We start from the raw sequence: 14,183 nt of genomic DNA on the forward strand, positions 1-14,183 counted from the left end.
CATTTATCTCACTCACTCAGCGACTCTGGATCTCTTTGAGAGGCATGCTCACCTTGTTTCCTGTGCGCTCTTATTCACCGAGAAGGTCCTTAAGGGAACCGCGTGGCAGTTCATCTTCGGTGCGTAGGTGCTTTATCCGACCGGCGATGCCCGGCTTGTAGATGTTCTGACTTGGCAGAAGTGTTTTACTGCTAGCGGTTCCCCTTCCTGGCATCTAACCTGTGCACAAGGTCCGTCGGCTGCTAAGTTTTGCTACCTTCGCTCGGGCGACTCATTTACCCGGCGGATGATGGAACGGCGATACACCATACGAAGGGCCCACGACGACCGTTGGGATGTCTATGACATAGGCGACGGAGAGGTTGTCATCGTAGAGGGGGTCGCATTGACAGATCTTGAAGGCGAAGACGCGCTTGACGCGCTTGGATTGCTCAAGGAGGGGTTCCTGAGGCCAAGCCGGCGGAGAGCTACTTCTTCCCGAACTGGGTAAGCGGCGGGAGGCAAACGCCCGGTTGATAGCTGAAATGTTCCGGCGGGCCAAAAATACCCGCCAGCGCGGACTGGCGGCTTTGAATTGTGGTAGACGGCCAGGGGTTTGAATTCTCGCCCAAGGGCGCTGTAAGTCCGGTCCGGGCCAAAAGCAATCGCCATAGCCCACCTCCCCTCAGTGTTCCAATGTCTCACAGGGGCCGACTGCTGACAGTCCGCTAGTGATGGTCAACGCGGAAACTAGAAGATTAACGCGATACCGAACCGAGCGTCGTTACGCCGCGGCATCTTTTCGCGCTTCCTTCAATGGCGTCACCAAGACCGTTGCCTTTACAGCTGAAAGCTACGCGCGCTCCTATGCTGACGGGCAGGCGTTTCGACTTGGTGTTGAGGTGGTCAAGGCTAGGAAGAGCGCCTAATACCTTCGCGGCTGGAAGCAGGAGCACCGCTTCATTTTTCCCGCTTATCAAAGCTCATCTAACAGAGCGCGCCAGGATGTTTCGCACGTTAGAGACCTGCCACTGTCCGCCGCGAGCTGTTCGAACCCCTCGGTTGTTCAAAGCAGTCGCTACCCCGCGCAAGCTGGTGATGCCGGAGCGACGGATGGACTCGATGACCGGAAGGATGGTCTCGGCGAAACGATCGGCTGCATCCACCGAGATCTGTCGCCCCTTGGCAGCCGCCTGTGCGGAATTGGTTGGATTGCCGAGTTTCCTGCCGGTCATCTTGCGAGAGGCGAGGGCGGCTTTGGTGCGCTCCGAGATGAGACGTCGCTCCTTTTCGGCCAGTGCCGCATAGAGGTGCAGCATGAAAGGGTCGGCATCGGCTCCGAGTTCGGCGACGATGAATGGGACGCGCTGAACCATAAGTCCGGCTATGAAGGCAACGTCACGCGACAGTCGATCGAGCTTGGCAACAATGACCGGACACTTTGCCTGTCGTGCCTGGGCGAGGGCGGCTGCCAGCTGTGGGCGCCGGTCCAGGGCATCGGAGCCCTTGCCGGTCTCGACCTCTGTGAACTCGTGGAGGATTGCGATGCCTTCGGTTTCGGCGAAGCGGGCGACGGCTGCACGCTGAGCGTCAATACCAAGCCCCGAACGACCCTGCCGCTGCGTTGAAACGCGATAGTAGGCAACGGCGCTGTCCATGGCTCTGTTCCTCTGCGGGTGTTCAAACTGCAAACCACCGTTTGCAGTGTGCTCACTCCGATCAAATACGCAAGCTAACGCTCTGATACGGCTGAACTATTTCGCGATCTCCTGGCTTGTGGCCGCGCGGGTCTCTGGAGGTGCCAAAGGAGGAGTGTTTGTTATCCCGCCGCCCTGCTATCATTGCTCGTCGTAGCAAAAGACCATTCTATGGAGCGTGTGTCGTGCCCGTTTCCTATGACCTAACTGGAAAGACAGCCGTCGTAACCGGCGGGGCCAAAAGCATTGGCAAAGCAATTGCAGAGCGACTCCAGTCCTCTGGTGCGACAGTGCACGTGTGGGATCGAAACTCGAGTGAACTAAAGGGCGCAGTATCAACGCAGCTCGACATCACAAAGCGTGATCAGGTTAACCGAGCAATCAGCGAAATAGTTGGTCGCGGCGCGCGTATCGATATTTTGGTCAACAATGCGGGTTATCTCGGGACGCTTCATCCGTTCGATGATCATGAACTCGCAGACTGGCGAAGCATTATCGAAACCAACCTGGTCGGCACCATGCAGGTAACGCAACTGGTGTTGCCACATATGCGCCGTTGGGGCGGCGGGCGCATCGTCAATATGGGATCGCTAGCGGGCAAGGAGGGTCTAGCCAATCTTGCGGCTTATTCGGCATCAAGCGCAGGCATCGTCGTCTTCACGAAAGCTCTCAGTCGAGAAGTTGCGGACGCCAACATACGCGTTAACTGCGTCGCCCCGGGACCTATCGACACCGACATGATCCGAAACCTCGGAGCAACCGCAGTGGAGACCATGATCGGCGACAGCCCGATGAAGCGCCTTGGCAGAGTGGAGGAGGTTGCCCACATGGTTGCCTGGCTGTGCTCGGATGCTAGCGATTTCAATACTGGTGCCGTTTTCGACATGTCGGGTGGGCGAGCCCGCTATTGAGTGCAGAATGTGTCGGCCGAAGGCGATCCATTTGGACAAGGGTGTGCCCGTCCAGTAATCTTTGTGTGGCCAAGACATGGAGGCTTCCTTGACGTCCACATTCAATGTCGGAAAAGCCGCTGGCTATGAGCAGCTAATGGGCCGGTGGAGCAAACAGCTGGCACCGCTATTTATCAATTTCGCCGGATTGTCTGACGGGGAACGGATCCTGGACGTTGGATGTGGGACGGGCAGCCTCACGTTTGCCCTTCCGAAAGCGGCTAATATTCAAGAAGTTGCAGCAATAGATTTCTCGCCGGTTTTCGTAGAAGAAGCTAACCGGCTCAATACCGACCCGCGTATCCACATTCAGCAGGGCGACGCGACTTCGTTATCGTTTCCCGACGCATACTTCGATCGAGCTCTAGCGCTGCTTGTCTTGCATTTCGTTCCCGAAGCAGGTCGGGCGATCGGAGAGATGCGGCGGGTGGTCCGGCCAGGGGGCGTTGTCGCCGCCGCGGTGTGGGACCATCTGGGCGGCATGCCGGTTATGCGCATGATGTTGGACACGCTCGCGGTCATCGACGAGAACGCGCGAGCACTCCGAAGCCGGTACTGCTTCCAGCCCATGATGCAGCCGAATCAAATGAAGCAGAGCTTCATCGACCAAGGGCTCCACGATGTGGAGGAAACCCAGCTTTTGATCCGGATGGATTACTCTTCCTTCGATGACTATTGGGGTCCGATCACTTCGGGAGAGGGGCCGCTTGGAAAGTATGCAGCGGGTTTGGATTCTGCCATGCGAGCCAAAGCAGACGCGGCCGTTCGTGACGCCTACGAGGCGGGCCGTCCCGATGGTCCTCGTTCGTTCGTTTCAGTCGCATGGGCGTGCCGCGGGACCGTCGGGTAAGGCCTAGCTTTTCATTCTCTAAGCGTGTGCAGATCCTGGTCAATCGGCCTCACTGGTCTGAAACAAAAAACTGGAAATCGCGCCGCAAAGCTGCCGGCAACTCCAAAGAACGCCACGTGAACTCACTGCTACGCTTTTTGCAACGCAACGCTACGGTATGAGACGGGACAGCCGAGCACAATGGGCACCCCAAGCGACGCAACACGTTGATAGACAAGGATTTGACGGTATCAACCGGGAAGGGTAGGGATGCCAGCAACCGAATTTCAAGACCGGTGCCTTAAACCGCTCGGCCATCCCTCCAACGAATTGAAATCATTGTTCTTTTTTTGAATTTCCAAAAGCTCTTGGAGGGACCGGTTGCCAGGCACTGCCTTTTCGATCGCTGCGTATGGCGGCTTGAAGCGCAATGTCACCCCTTGCTCCGCTGCATCGGCCTGATGCCTGGCATTATAAGCCATGGCTTCGCAGCACATGACGCTGGCGGGGGAGCATGAGGCGCGGTCGCAACAATTTGTGCCTAAGCCGTCGGACTGCGTCGAATAGGAATGGAGTTTTTTATCATTCGTTTATCTATTCATGATCTCTAATAACCTATGGCATTCAATGCTTTCAGCCAGATCTGGCTTGCCTGGGGCCGCCTAAGACGCGCCATGGGCGGTAACGTTGCCGTCACCTTTGCCGTCACCTTGCCGGTCGTGGTCGGCGGCGCCGGCCTCGGTGTCGAGACATCCTTCTGGTATTACAGCAGCCTTAAGCTGCAGGCCGTCGCCGACGCCGCGGCCTATGCCGGTGCGCTCGAGAAAGTCGCGGGTTCCGACAACCCGACCATCATCGCCGCCGCCACGCAGTCGGCGACCTCGAACAACTTTTCCACGCCGGGCACAATCGAGGTCAACACGCCGCCATTGTCCGGCCCGAACACCGCGAAGAAGGCGGTGGAGGTCATCGTCAAGCAGAACCTCGATCGCTACTTCACGGCGATCTTCAACAACACGCCGGTTCCCGAACAGGCGAGGGCGGTGGCGCTCATCACCGACGCCTCGAAAGCCTGCGTGCTTGCGCTCAGCCCGTCGGCCTCGCAAGCCGCGCTTTTTTCCGGCAACACCAGCGTCAACCTCACCGGCTGCTCGGTCATGGCGGACTCGATTGCCTCGGACGCCATCAAGACGCAAGGGTCCGCGGTGCTCAAGGCAGACTGCCTGATCACGGTCGGCGGCATCGTGCTGAACAATCCAGCGACCACGGTCTGCAGCTCCAACATCACCCAGGCCTTGCCGGCAGCCGATCCGTTCTCCAGCCTGGCGACACCCGCGGCCGGCAACCCGTGCAAGAACGTCAACGGCAACAAGAACTCGCAAACGCTCCAGCCCGGCACCTATTGCAGCGGCATGGATCTCAAGGGCAATGTCACCCTGCAGCCCGGCGTCTACGTCGTGCAAGGCGCTCTGAAGGTCAACGCCAACGCGGTGGTCGCGGGCAGCGGGGTAACCATCTTCATGGCCGGCAGCAACACCGTCAGCATGAACGGCAACGCCACGGTGACGCTGAGCGCGCCGACTTCCGGAACCTATTCCGGCGTGCTGTTCTATGGCGACAGGACCGGGACTGCGGCGCAGAGCACCTTCAACGGCACCGCGGACTCGCTTCTGACCGGCGCCATCTATTTTCCCAGGCAGCAGGTCAACTACCTCGGCAACTTCTCGGGGAACGGCGGCTGCACTCAGGTCGTCGCGAACACCATCCAATGGTCCGGCAGTACGACCATCAAGCAGGACTGCACCAGCCTCGGGATGAAGGACATCCCGGCGACGCAGTCCGTTCAGCTCGTCGAGTAGCGGGGATGGGCGGGCGGATCCTGCGCATTGTCTTGGACAAATCCGGGATAGCTGCCGTGGAATTTGCCATGGTGCTGCCCGTCCTGTGCCTCGTCTGCTTCGGCATCGCCGACGGCTGGTCCTACGTGACGAGTTACCTGCAGATGCGCGCCGGCGTCAAAACCGCTGCCAATCTCGTGATGGCCGGCGCGTCCAATGACACAGGAACGCAGGCGGTCGCGCTTTCGAGCTGGAACAACAAGCCCGATGACGCCGCGGTCGTGCTGGTCCGCTCCTATATGTGCGGCACCACGGTTGTGGATGCGACCACCATCTGCGGCGGAGCGAAGCTGCCGACCATCTTCGTCCAGATAAGCGCGACGGGCACCTGGGTGCCCCCGTTCAACTTCGGTGTCTTCCCGGACCCGCGCGCGATCAGTCATCAGCAGGTGATCCGTGTCCGCTGAAAGGATCGGGTCCGGATGGCGCCGTGACTGCTCCGGCGCAGCAGGGCTGGAATTCGCCTTGATCGCGCCTTTCCTGGTGATGCTCCTGTTCGGAATCTTCGCCTTCGGCTGGGCCATGAATGCCGTGTCGACCGTCCGCTATACGCTGGAAACATCGTCCCGTGCCTTGCAGCTGAACAACACGTTGACGCAGAGCGACATCCAGGCCATCGCTACGCAGAAATTGGTGAACATGGGTCTGAAAAACGTCGTTGTGACGATCGCGACCGACCCTGCCAGCGGCGGCTTCAAGATGGCGCATCTGACCGCCAGCTATGCCTTCGTCATCGCCTTCCCGTATTTCGACCAATACCCCATCAATTACTCGACAACCGTCACCGTGCCGCTGGTTGCCAACTAAGGATAACCGCCGGTGCGCCGCAAAGACCTGTTAACAGCGCATGGTTATCGGCTGCCGATATCTGCCGAAACATGGCAGCGGACCCGCTCATTCTGGCGCCAACATTGACAATGCGGCGAAACACCGGCCAACCTGCATTTGCTAATATAAGAGCAAGGGGGAGACGATGAAGAAGACCTACGAGAAGCCGATCTTGACGAAGCGCCAGCGGCTGTCGCAGGTGACAGCGCAGGAGATCGGGTCCATCGAGCCGAAATGACTGATACGCCGGCACCGGTGTGATGGCACTGTCGCCACAATCTTGCCCGGTTCCGGACACAATCGATTAATACGCTGATAAGCAATTCCTGCGCACAAGGGGATGGGGATTGGCGCGTCGCAGGCATTGCAGCTTTGGCTCCGCCGAGATTCTAATTGCAGCTTTGGCTCCGCCGAGATTCTAAAAGCGGTGCCTGTGTCGACACGGTAGGGGACATCAGAAAACATGCAGACCACGACGCATCGGCGTCTTCGTCGCGCTCCTGCTTTGGTCTTGTGCGCCCTTTCGGCTGCGTTGCTGGCGGCCTGCGCGTCGCCGCAGCCCAAGGCCATGGTCGACACCCGCAAGCCTCGTTCCAAGGAATATTTTGCCGAGACCGAGTATGGCGTGAAGGCCAGCCCGCGCGTCCAGTACATGCGGCGCGGCGGCGGCCGCGACCAGCTGGGCAAGCCCTATCAGGTGCGCGGCAAATGGTATTATCCCAAGGAAGAGAAACGCTACGCCAAGGTCGGTCTGGCCTCCTGGTACGGCGACGCCTTCCATGGTCGTCTCACCGCCAATGGCGAAGTCTATGACATGACGCATCTGACGGCGGCGCATCCGACCATGCCGTTGCCGAGCTATGCCCGCGTCACCAACCTCGAAACCGGCAGTTCGGTTATCGTGCGCGTCAACGACCGCGGCCCGTACCATGAAGGCCGCATCATCGACGTCTCCGAGCGTGCCGCGCAGATGCTCGACTACGCCAAGGTCGGCACCGCCAAGGTCAAGGTCGAATATGTCGGCCGCGCGCCGCTCGACGGCGAYGACGACCAGTATCTGATGGCATCCTACCATCCAGGCAACCGCATACCGGACCCGTCGGACGGTTTGCCGACCGGCGTGATGGTTGCCATGAACGGACCTTCGCCAAGCCTGCCGGTCGGCGCCGCCGCCGTGCCGTTCCCCGGCCAGCTGACCAATTCCGGCACCGAGGCGCAGCCCGTAATGTCGGTGCAGGCGCCGGCTTTCGGCGACATCACGCTGCCCGAATTCGGGCCGATCGTGCCTCAGCGGCCCGAGTCGCCCTTTGCCGTGGCCTCGCTGTCCTATGCGGATGAACGCGTGCAGCGCGCCGACGTCTTTGCCGCACTGGACGACCAGGGCATGTCGCCGGCCGACATTCTGAAATCGTGGAAAAGATCCAATCCACAGGCCGCACCGGCAACGTCCGATTATGTCGCCGCCGGCTCCTTCGACGATGCCGCCGAGGCAAAGCGGGTGGCCGCTGCTCTCAAACCCTTCGGCAGAACCGAAATCCAGAGCACCGAACTCGACGGCAATGACTGGTACGCAGTCAATCTCTATCCGGACGGCCACGGCAATGTCGACGACCTCCTGCGCGCGGCGTGGTCGCATGGCGCGCCGGACGCACTGGCGGTGCGCGACTGATCAACAACGGCGTGCCGGTTTTCCCATTGCGCGGTTGATCCGCCGGGAAGAAGCCTGATAGCCTTGCGGCACGTTTCCTGCAGGCCAACGGGTCGAGCACCTCATGCGATTTCGCCTTGTCCACCCTTTTGCCGGGCTTTTGGGTATTGGCCTTTTGTTGGCCGCACTGGTTCCGGCCAACGCGCAGCTTTTTGAGACCAAGGCCACGCAGGCTTTCATGATCGATGCCGAAACCGGCACGGTGCTGTTTTCCAAGGATGCCGACCAACCGATCCCGCCGGCCTCGATGGCCAAGCTGATGACCATGGAGATGGTTTTCAACGCTCTCAAATCGAAGCGCATGACCCTCGACGACACCTTCGTGGTCTCGGAGAACGCCTGGCGCAAGGGTGGCGCTCCGTCGGGAACGTCGACCATGTTCGCCAAGCTCAAATCGGCGGTCCGGGTCGAGGACCTGATCCAGGGCGTCACCATACAAGCCGCCAATGACGGCTGCATGGTGCTGGCCGAGGGCATGGCGGGCTCGGAAGAGAATTTCGCCGCGCAGATGAACGATCGCGCCCGCCAGATCGGGCTGGTGAAATCGACATTCGTCAATTCGACCGGCCTGCCGGCCGACGGTCAGCAGACGACGGTGCGCGAATTGGCGCAGCTCGGCCTGCATATGTGGCGCGAATACCCCGAACTCTACCTCTATTATGGCCGGGCCGATTTCACCTGGAACAAGATCTCGCAAAGGAACCGCAACCCGCTGCTGGCCATGGGCATCGGCGCCGACGGGCTGGCGGTCGGTTCGAGCGAGGCGGGCGGTTTCGGCATCGTTGGTTCGGTCAGCCATGACGGTATGCGGGTGATCGCGGCGATGAGCGGGTTGGCCAACGATCGCGAGCGCGCCGAGGAAGCGCGCAAACTGCTCGAATGGGGCGTCCGTTCCTTCGAGAAGACCGAGATTTTCGCCAGCAATGAAGTGATCGGCGAGGCGCAAGTGTTCGGCGGCGCCAAATCCGGCGTGGCGCTGAAGGCAAAGGCGCCGATCAATGTGCTTTTGCCGATCGCCAACCGCGACAAGCTGACCGCCAAGATCGTCTATCAGGGGCCGGTATCGGCGCCGGTGGAGGAGGGCCAGCCCGTCGGTGTGCTGCGCGTCTGGATCGGCGACACGCTGAGCCAGGAGACGCCCCTGTTCGCCGCCGAACCGGTCGGCGTCGGCACGCTGCCGCAACGCGCCTTCGATGCCGCCAGGGAACTGGCCGTCGGCTGGTTGCGTTAGAGCAGCGTTAGAATCGTGGACCTTTGACAAGGTCCGGACTATGACGTCAGCGCAAAGCAGGACAGAAGGCCTTTCGGTTGGCGCGCGGATTTTTCATCACCTTCGAAGGCGGCGAGGGCGCCGGCAAGTCGACGCAGATCGAGCGGCTGGCCAGGAAGATGCGCGCCAAGAAATACGATGTCCTCCTCACCCGCGAACCTGGGGGGTCACCCGGCGCCGAGGCGGTCAGGCATGTGCTCTTATCCGGCGCCGCCGAGCCGTTCGGACCGAAGATGGAGGCGCTGTTGTTCGCCGCCGCGCGTTCCGACCATGTCGAGCAGGTCATCCGTCCGGCGGTGGAGCGCGGTTCCATCGTGCTGTGCGACCGCTTCCTGGATTCGTCGCGCGTCTACCAGGGCGTCACCGGCGGCCTCGATCCGGAGTTCATGGAGGCGTTGGAAGAGGTCGCCATCAACGGCATGATGCCTGACATGACGCTGATCCTCGACATCGATCCCGCCGAAGGCTTGCGGCGCGCCACCGCACGGCGTGGCGCCGGCGACGGTCCGGACCGCTTCGAAAAGGAGACGCTGGACATCCACCAGCGCCGCCGCGACGCTTTTCTGGCGATCGCCGCCGCCGAGCCGGATCGCTGCATCGTCATCGATGCCTCAGCCGATCCCGCCACGGTGGAGGACGTCGTCACCGCGGCAGTGTTCGCCGCACTCGAGGCGAGGGCGCCCGCGCGCAACAGACAGGCGGCGCCCGCATGATCTTCGAACGTATCGCCCCCGAACAGCACGACACGCTGGACGGCGTGCCGGAGCCGTCCGAGACGCTGCGCCTCGTCGGCCATGAGCAGGCGGCCGCGATGCTTGCTGCCGCCTACCGCTCGGGAAAATTGCCGCATGCGCTGATCTTTGCCGGACCGGTCGGCATCGGCAAGGCAACGCTGGCCTTTCACCTGGCGCATCATCTGTTGAAGCATCCGGCCTTCGAAACGGCGCCGGACATGTTTGCCGTTCCCGATCCTGCGTCGCCACTGTTTCGCCAGATCGCCACCGGAGCGCATCCCGGCGTACTGCATCTGACGCGGCCGCTGAACGACAAGACCAAGAGCTTCAAGACCGTCGTCACCGTGGATGAGATCCGCAAGGTCAACCGCTTCCTGTCGCTGACCTCGCATGACGGCAGCTACCGGGTGGTGATCGTCGATCCGGCCGACGACATGAACACCAACGCCGCCAATGCCTTGCTGAAGAACCTCGAGGAGCCGCCGTCCCGCACGTTGTTCATCCTCATCGTCCATGCGCCGGGCAGCCTGTTGCCGACGATCCGCTCGCGCTGCCAGATGGTGCGGCTGTCGCCGCTCGACCCCGGCAGCCTGATGAGCGTTCTGGAGACTGTCGAGCCGCCGCCACCGGTCGATCCGGCGGCGCGCGCAGCACTGGCCGAGCGGGCAGGGGGCAGCGCCCGCAACGCGATCCTTCTGACGCAGTATGGCGGGCTGGAGATCGCCGGCACGCTCGACGCCCTGGTGACGGCAGGCAAGAGCGACGTCGCCGGCGCCTATCGACTTGCCGAGGCCGTCGCCGGCCGCGACCAGGCAATCCAGTTCGACATCTTCAACCGCCGCGCGCTCGATCTGCTCTCGGCGGGCGCCAGCGACGCGGCACTGGCCGGCGACCTCAAGCGGGCGAAAACGCTGTCCGACACTTGGCACGAGGCGCTGAACGCTATATCTGAGACCGATACCTACAATCTCGACAAGAAGCAGCACGCCTTGACCATGATCGACCGCCTGAATTCCGCAATGCGAATGTGACCGGATCCGGCCTCGGGTCGGGATGGCAATCGCCGTCTCGATGCGATATCCACCGCCTCACATTCAATTCGGACATTCATGACGGTTCATTCATGTCACGCGACACATTCTACATCACGACCGCGATTTCCTATCCGAACGGCAAGCCGCATATCGGCCATGCCTACGAGCTGATCGCTACCGATGCGCTCGCCCGCTTCCAGCGGCTCGACGGCAAGGATGTTTTTTTCCTGACCGGCACCGACGAGCACGGCATCAAGATGCTGCAGACGGCCAGGCGCGAGGGCATTTCGGCACGCGAACTCGCCGACCGCAACGCGGCCGAATTCAGGAAGATGGCGACCGCGCTCAACGCTTCCAACGACGATTTCATCCGCACCACCGAAGAGCGGCATTACGCGTCCTCGCAGGCCATCTGGAAGGCGATGGACGCCAATGGCGACATCTACAAGGGCGGCTATGCCGGCTGGTACTCGGTGCGCGACGAAGCCTATTACGGTGAGGAAGAAACCGAAGTCCGCCCTGACGACATCCGCTATGGGCCGCAGGGAACGCCGGTCGAATGGGTCGAGGAAGAAAGCTATTTCTTCCGCCTCTCGGCCTATCAGGACAAGCTTATCGCCCTATACGAAAGCCAGCCCGATTTCATCGGACCGGCCGAGCGGCGCAATGAGGTGATGAACTTCGTCAAATCCGGGTTGAAGGATTTGTCGATCTCGCGCACCACCTTCGACTGGGGCGTGCCGGTGCCGGGTGACGAAAAGCATGTGATGTATGTCTGGGTCGACGCCCTGACCAATTACATCACCGGCGTGGGCTATCCCGATGAAAAGGATGAGAAATGGAAGTTTTGGCCAGCCGATGCCCACATCATCGGCAAGGACATAGTGCGCTTCCACGCCGTCTACTGGCCGGCCTTCCTGATGTCGGCGGGCATCCCGCTGCCGAAGCGCGTCTTTGGCCACGGCTTCCTGTTCAACCGCGGCGAGAAAATGTCGAAATCGGTCGGCAATGTCGTCGACCCGTTCACCATGGTCGAGCACTACGGCGTCGACCAGGTGCGCTATTTCTTCCTGCGCGAGGTGCCGTTCGGCCAGGACGGCAGCTACAGCCATGAAGCGATCGTCAACCGCACCACTGCCGACCTCGCTAATGGCCTCGGCAATCTGACGCAGCGCTCGCTGAAGATGATCGCCGCCAATTGCGGTGGCGTGGTGCCGCAGCGCGGTGAACTGACCGAAGCCGACAGCGCCATCCTCGACCAGGCGGTGGAAGCGCTGGCCACGGCACGCAAGGCGATGTCGGAGCAGGGCATCCATCTGGCGCTGGCGGCGATCTTCGGCGTGGCGGCCGAAGCCGATCGCTATTTCACGTCGCAGGCGCCATGGGCGCTGAAGAAGACCGATCCGGCGCGCATGGAAACGGTGCTGTGGACGACCGCCGAGATCGTGCGGCGTGTGGCCCTGTTGAGCCAGCCCTACATTCCGGGGTCGGCGACGAAGCTGCTCGACCTGCTGGCGGTGCCGGCGGACTCGCGCCAGTTCGCGCATGTCCATGCGGACTATGCGCTTGTCTCTGGCACGGCACTGCCCGTGCCGGAGGGCGTCTTTCCGCGTTATGTCGAAAAGCCGGAGGCGAGCGCCTGATGCTCGTCGACAGCCATTGCCATCTCGACTTTCCGGACTTCGCCGAGGAGCGGGCGGCCATCGTCGCCCGCGCCAAGGCCGCCGGAATTGGCCGCATGGTGACCATCTCGACACGCGTGAAGCGCTTTCAGCAAGTGCTCGAGATCGCTGAGAGTTTCGACGAGGTCTATTGCTCGGTCGGCACCCATCCGCACAATGCTAGCGAAGAGCTTGATGTGACGGCTGACGAGCTTGTGCGCCTGTCCGCGCATCCCAAAGTGGTGGCGATCGGCGAAGCCGGCCTTGACTACTATTACGACAAGGCGCCGCGCGACGCGCAGGCGCAGGGCTTTCGCACCCATATCGCGGCCGCGCGCGAGACCGGCCTGCCGCTGGTCATCCATTCGCGCGACGCCGACGACGACATGGCAGCGATCCTCGAAGACGAAACAGGGAAGGGCGCCTTCCCTTTCATCCTGCATTGTTTTTCCTCGGGGCGCCGGCTGGCCGAAGTGGGCGTGGCGCTCGGCGGCTATGTGTCCTTCTCAGGCATACTGACCTTCAAGAACTCTGCCGATTTACGCACCATTGCCGCCGACGTGCCGCATGACCGGCTGCTGGTCGAGACCGACGCGCCCTATCTGGCGCCGGTGCCGTTTCGCGGCAAGCGCAACGAACCGGCCTATGTCGCGCACACGGCCAACGTGCTGGCCGAAACCATCGGCGTTGGCGAGGCCGAGATCGCGACGCTGACGACGGCGAATTTCTTCCGGCTGTTCGGCAAGATGCCGCGGCCCGCCGGGCTCTGACGCATGAGCGACCGGCTGCGCCTTACCATTCTCGGCTGCGGCTCGTCGCCCGGCACGCCGCGCATCACCGGCGATTGGGGCAATTGCGATCCGGCCAACCCCAAGAACCGTCGCACCAGGTGCTCAGCACTGGTCGAGCGCATTGCGGCGAATGGCGGCAAAACCACCGTGGTTATCGACACCGGGCCGGATTTTCGCGAGCAGATGCTTATGGCAGCGGTCCGGCGCATCGACGCGGTCGTCTATACGCATCCGCATGCCGACCACATCCACGGCATCGACGATCTGCGCGGTTACGTACTCGAACAGCGCCATCTGATCGATGTCCATGCCGACCAGCCGACCATGCTTAGGTTGCGCCAGGCCTTCGGCTACTGTTTCGAGACGCCGCTGGGCAGTTCCTATCCACCGATCGTCAGGCCGCACATCATCGATCACGCAAGGCCGGTGACGATCGAAGGCGAGGGCGGTGCCCTCACCCTTGAGCCGCTGCCGCAGATCCATGGCGACATCATTTCGCTCGGCTTTCGCATCGGCGAGCTCGCCTATTGTCCTGATATCTCAGACTTTCCCGATGCCACGGCAGAGCGGCTGCGCGGCCTGGAAATGCTGGCCATCGATGCCTTGCAGTACAACACCCATCCCAGCCATTTGTCGCTCGGCCAAGCGCTTGGCTGGATCGAAAAACTGACGCCGAAACAGGCTGTGCTGACGCATATGCATGTGCCGCTCGACTATGCCACGGTCAAGGCGGAAGTGCCGGCCAACGTCACCCCGGCCTATGATGGCATGGTAATCGAAATTCCTTATGAATCAGCGTGATAC

Annotated in this window: 13 protein-coding genes; 12 read left to right on the plus strand and 1 reads right to left on the minus strand. The window is 61.5% G+C overall.

Annotated elements, in window-relative coordinates; all coding sequences use genetic code 11:
* Positions 1 to 962 precede the first annotated feature (962 nt).
* Positions 963 to 1,637: a recombinase family protein gene (locus tag AC1DZ8_RS29480; RefSeq protein WP_477305380.1), complete on the minus strand. Its 675-nt coding sequence runs from the start codon at positions 1,635 to 1,637 to the stop codon at positions 963 to 965.
* Positions 1,638 to 1,861: 224 nt separating this feature from the next.
* Between AC1DZ8_RS29480 and AC1DZ8_RS29485 the strand changes: the two genes are divergently transcribed.
* The 12 genes from AC1DZ8_RS29485 to AC1DZ8_RS29540 all read left to right on the plus strand — a co-directional run bounded on the left by AC1DZ8_RS29485 (position 1,862) and on the right by AC1DZ8_RS29540 (position 14,180).
* A complete protein-coding gene (locus AC1DZ8_RS29485) occupies positions 1,862 to 2,587 on the plus strand; it encodes an SDR family NAD(P)-dependent oxidoreductase (protein WP_477305382.1) in 726 nt (241 codons plus the stop codon).
* Between the two features lie 88 nt (positions 2,588 to 2,675).
* On the plus strand, positions 2,676 to 3,476 hold the full coding sequence (locus AC1DZ8_RS29490; RefSeq protein ID WP_477305384.1) for a class I SAM-dependent methyltransferase: 801 nt from the start codon (positions 2,676 to 2,678) through the stop codon (positions 3,474 to 3,476).
* A gap of 596 nt (positions 3,477 to 4,072) precedes the next feature.
* Positions 4,073 to 5,314, plus strand: a complete 1,242-nt coding sequence (locus AC1DZ8_RS29495) for a pilus assembly protein TadG-related protein (protein ID WP_477402079.1) — start codon at positions 4,073 to 4,075, stop codon at positions 5,312 to 5,314.
* A 56-nt stretch (positions 5,315 to 5,370) separates the two neighbouring features.
* Positions 5,371 to 5,760, plus strand: coding sequence for a TadE/TadG family type IV pilus assembly protein (locus AC1DZ8_RS29500; protein ID WP_477305388.1), 390 nt, complete (start codon positions 5,371 to 5,373; stop codon positions 5,758 to 5,760).
* Positions 5,750 to 6,160, plus strand: a complete 411-nt coding sequence (locus AC1DZ8_RS29505) for a TadE/TadG family type IV pilus assembly protein (RefSeq protein ID WP_477305390.1) — start codon at positions 5,750 to 5,752, stop codon at positions 6,158 to 6,160. Before AC1DZ8_RS29500 ends, AC1DZ8_RS29505 begins: the two co-directional genes overlap by 11 nt.
* A 484-nt stretch (positions 6,161 to 6,644) precedes the next feature.
* Positions 6,645 to 7,850 carry a septal ring lytic transglycosylase RlpA family protein gene (locus tag AC1DZ8_RS29510; protein WP_477402082.1) on the plus strand — a complete coding sequence of 402 codons (1,206 nt, stop codon included), beginning with the start codon at positions 6,645 to 6,647 and terminating at the stop codon, positions 7,848 to 7,850.
* A 103-nt stretch (positions 7,851 to 7,953) separates the two neighbouring features.
* Positions 7,954 to 9,120, plus strand: coding sequence for a D-alanyl-D-alanine carboxypeptidase family protein (locus tag AC1DZ8_RS29515; protein ID WP_477402084.1), 1,167 nt, complete (start codon positions 7,954 to 7,956; stop codon positions 9,118 to 9,120).
* 77 nt (positions 9,121 to 9,197) lie between these two features.
* Positions 9,198 to 9,872, plus strand: coding sequence for a dTMP kinase (gene tmk / locus AC1DZ8_RS29520; RefSeq protein ID WP_477305394.1), 675 nt, complete (start codon positions 9,198 to 9,200; stop codon positions 9,870 to 9,872).
* Positions 9,869 to 10,924, plus strand: a complete 1,056-nt coding sequence (locus tag AC1DZ8_RS29525; protein ID WP_477305396.1) for a DNA polymerase III subunit delta' — start codon at positions 9,869 to 9,871, stop codon at positions 10,922 to 10,924. The genes tmk and AC1DZ8_RS29525 overlap by 4 nt, the downstream gene beginning before the upstream one ends.
* Before the next feature lie 92 nt (positions 10,925 to 11,016).
* The gene (metG, locus tag AC1DZ8_RS29530) at positions 11,017 to 12,570 is read left to right on the plus strand and encodes a methionine--tRNA ligase (protein ID WP_477305398.1); all 1,554 of its coding nucleotides are present in this window, start codon (positions 11,017 to 11,019) and stop codon (positions 12,568 to 12,570) included.
* The gene (locus AC1DZ8_RS29535) at positions 12,570 to 13,358 is read left to right on the plus strand and encodes a TatD family hydrolase (protein ID WP_477305400.1); all 789 of its coding nucleotides are present in this window, start codon (positions 12,570 to 12,572) and stop codon (positions 13,356 to 13,358) included. The genes metG and AC1DZ8_RS29535 overlap by 1 nt, the downstream gene beginning before the upstream one ends.
* 3 nt (positions 13,359 to 13,361) lie before the next feature.
* Entirely contained in the window at positions 13,362 to 14,180 is an 819-nt protein-coding gene (locus tag AC1DZ8_RS29540; RefSeq protein WP_477305402.1) for an MBL fold metallo-hydrolase, read from the plus strand.
* Positions 14,181 to 14,183 lie beyond the last annotated feature (3 nt).

This window comes from Mesorhizobium sp. P2_F7 (assembly GCF_056403695.1).

Excerpts from the sequence above, each read along its gene's own strand:
- AC1DZ8_RS29480 (WP_477305380.1), bottom strand. The coding sequence starts at position 1,637 with ATGGACAGCGCCGTTGCCTACTATCGCGTTTCAACGCAGCGGCAGGGT.
- AC1DZ8_RS29495 (WP_477402079.1), top strand. The coding sequence starts at position 4,073 with ATGGCATTCAATGCTTTCAGCCAGATCTGGCTTGCCTGGGGCCGCCTA.
- AC1DZ8_RS29515 (WP_477402084.1), top strand. The coding sequence starts at position 7,954 with ATGCGATTTCGCCTTGTCCACCCTTTTGCCGGGCTTTTGGGTATTGGC.
- AC1DZ8_RS29525 (WP_477305396.1), top strand. The coding sequence starts at position 9,869 with ATGATCTTCGAACGTATCGCCCCCGAACAGCACGACACGCTGGACGGC.
- metG (WP_477305398.1), top strand. The coding sequence starts at position 11,017 with ATGTCACGCGACACATTCTACATCACGACCGCGATTTCCTATCCGAAC.
- AC1DZ8_RS29535 (WP_477305400.1), top strand. The coding sequence starts at position 12,570 with ATGCTCGTCGACAGCCATTGCCATCTCGACTTTCCGGACTTCGCCGAG.
- AC1DZ8_RS29540 (WP_477305402.1), top strand. The coding sequence starts at position 13,362 with ATGAGCGACCGGCTGCGCCTTACCATTCTCGGCTGCGGCTCGTCGCCC.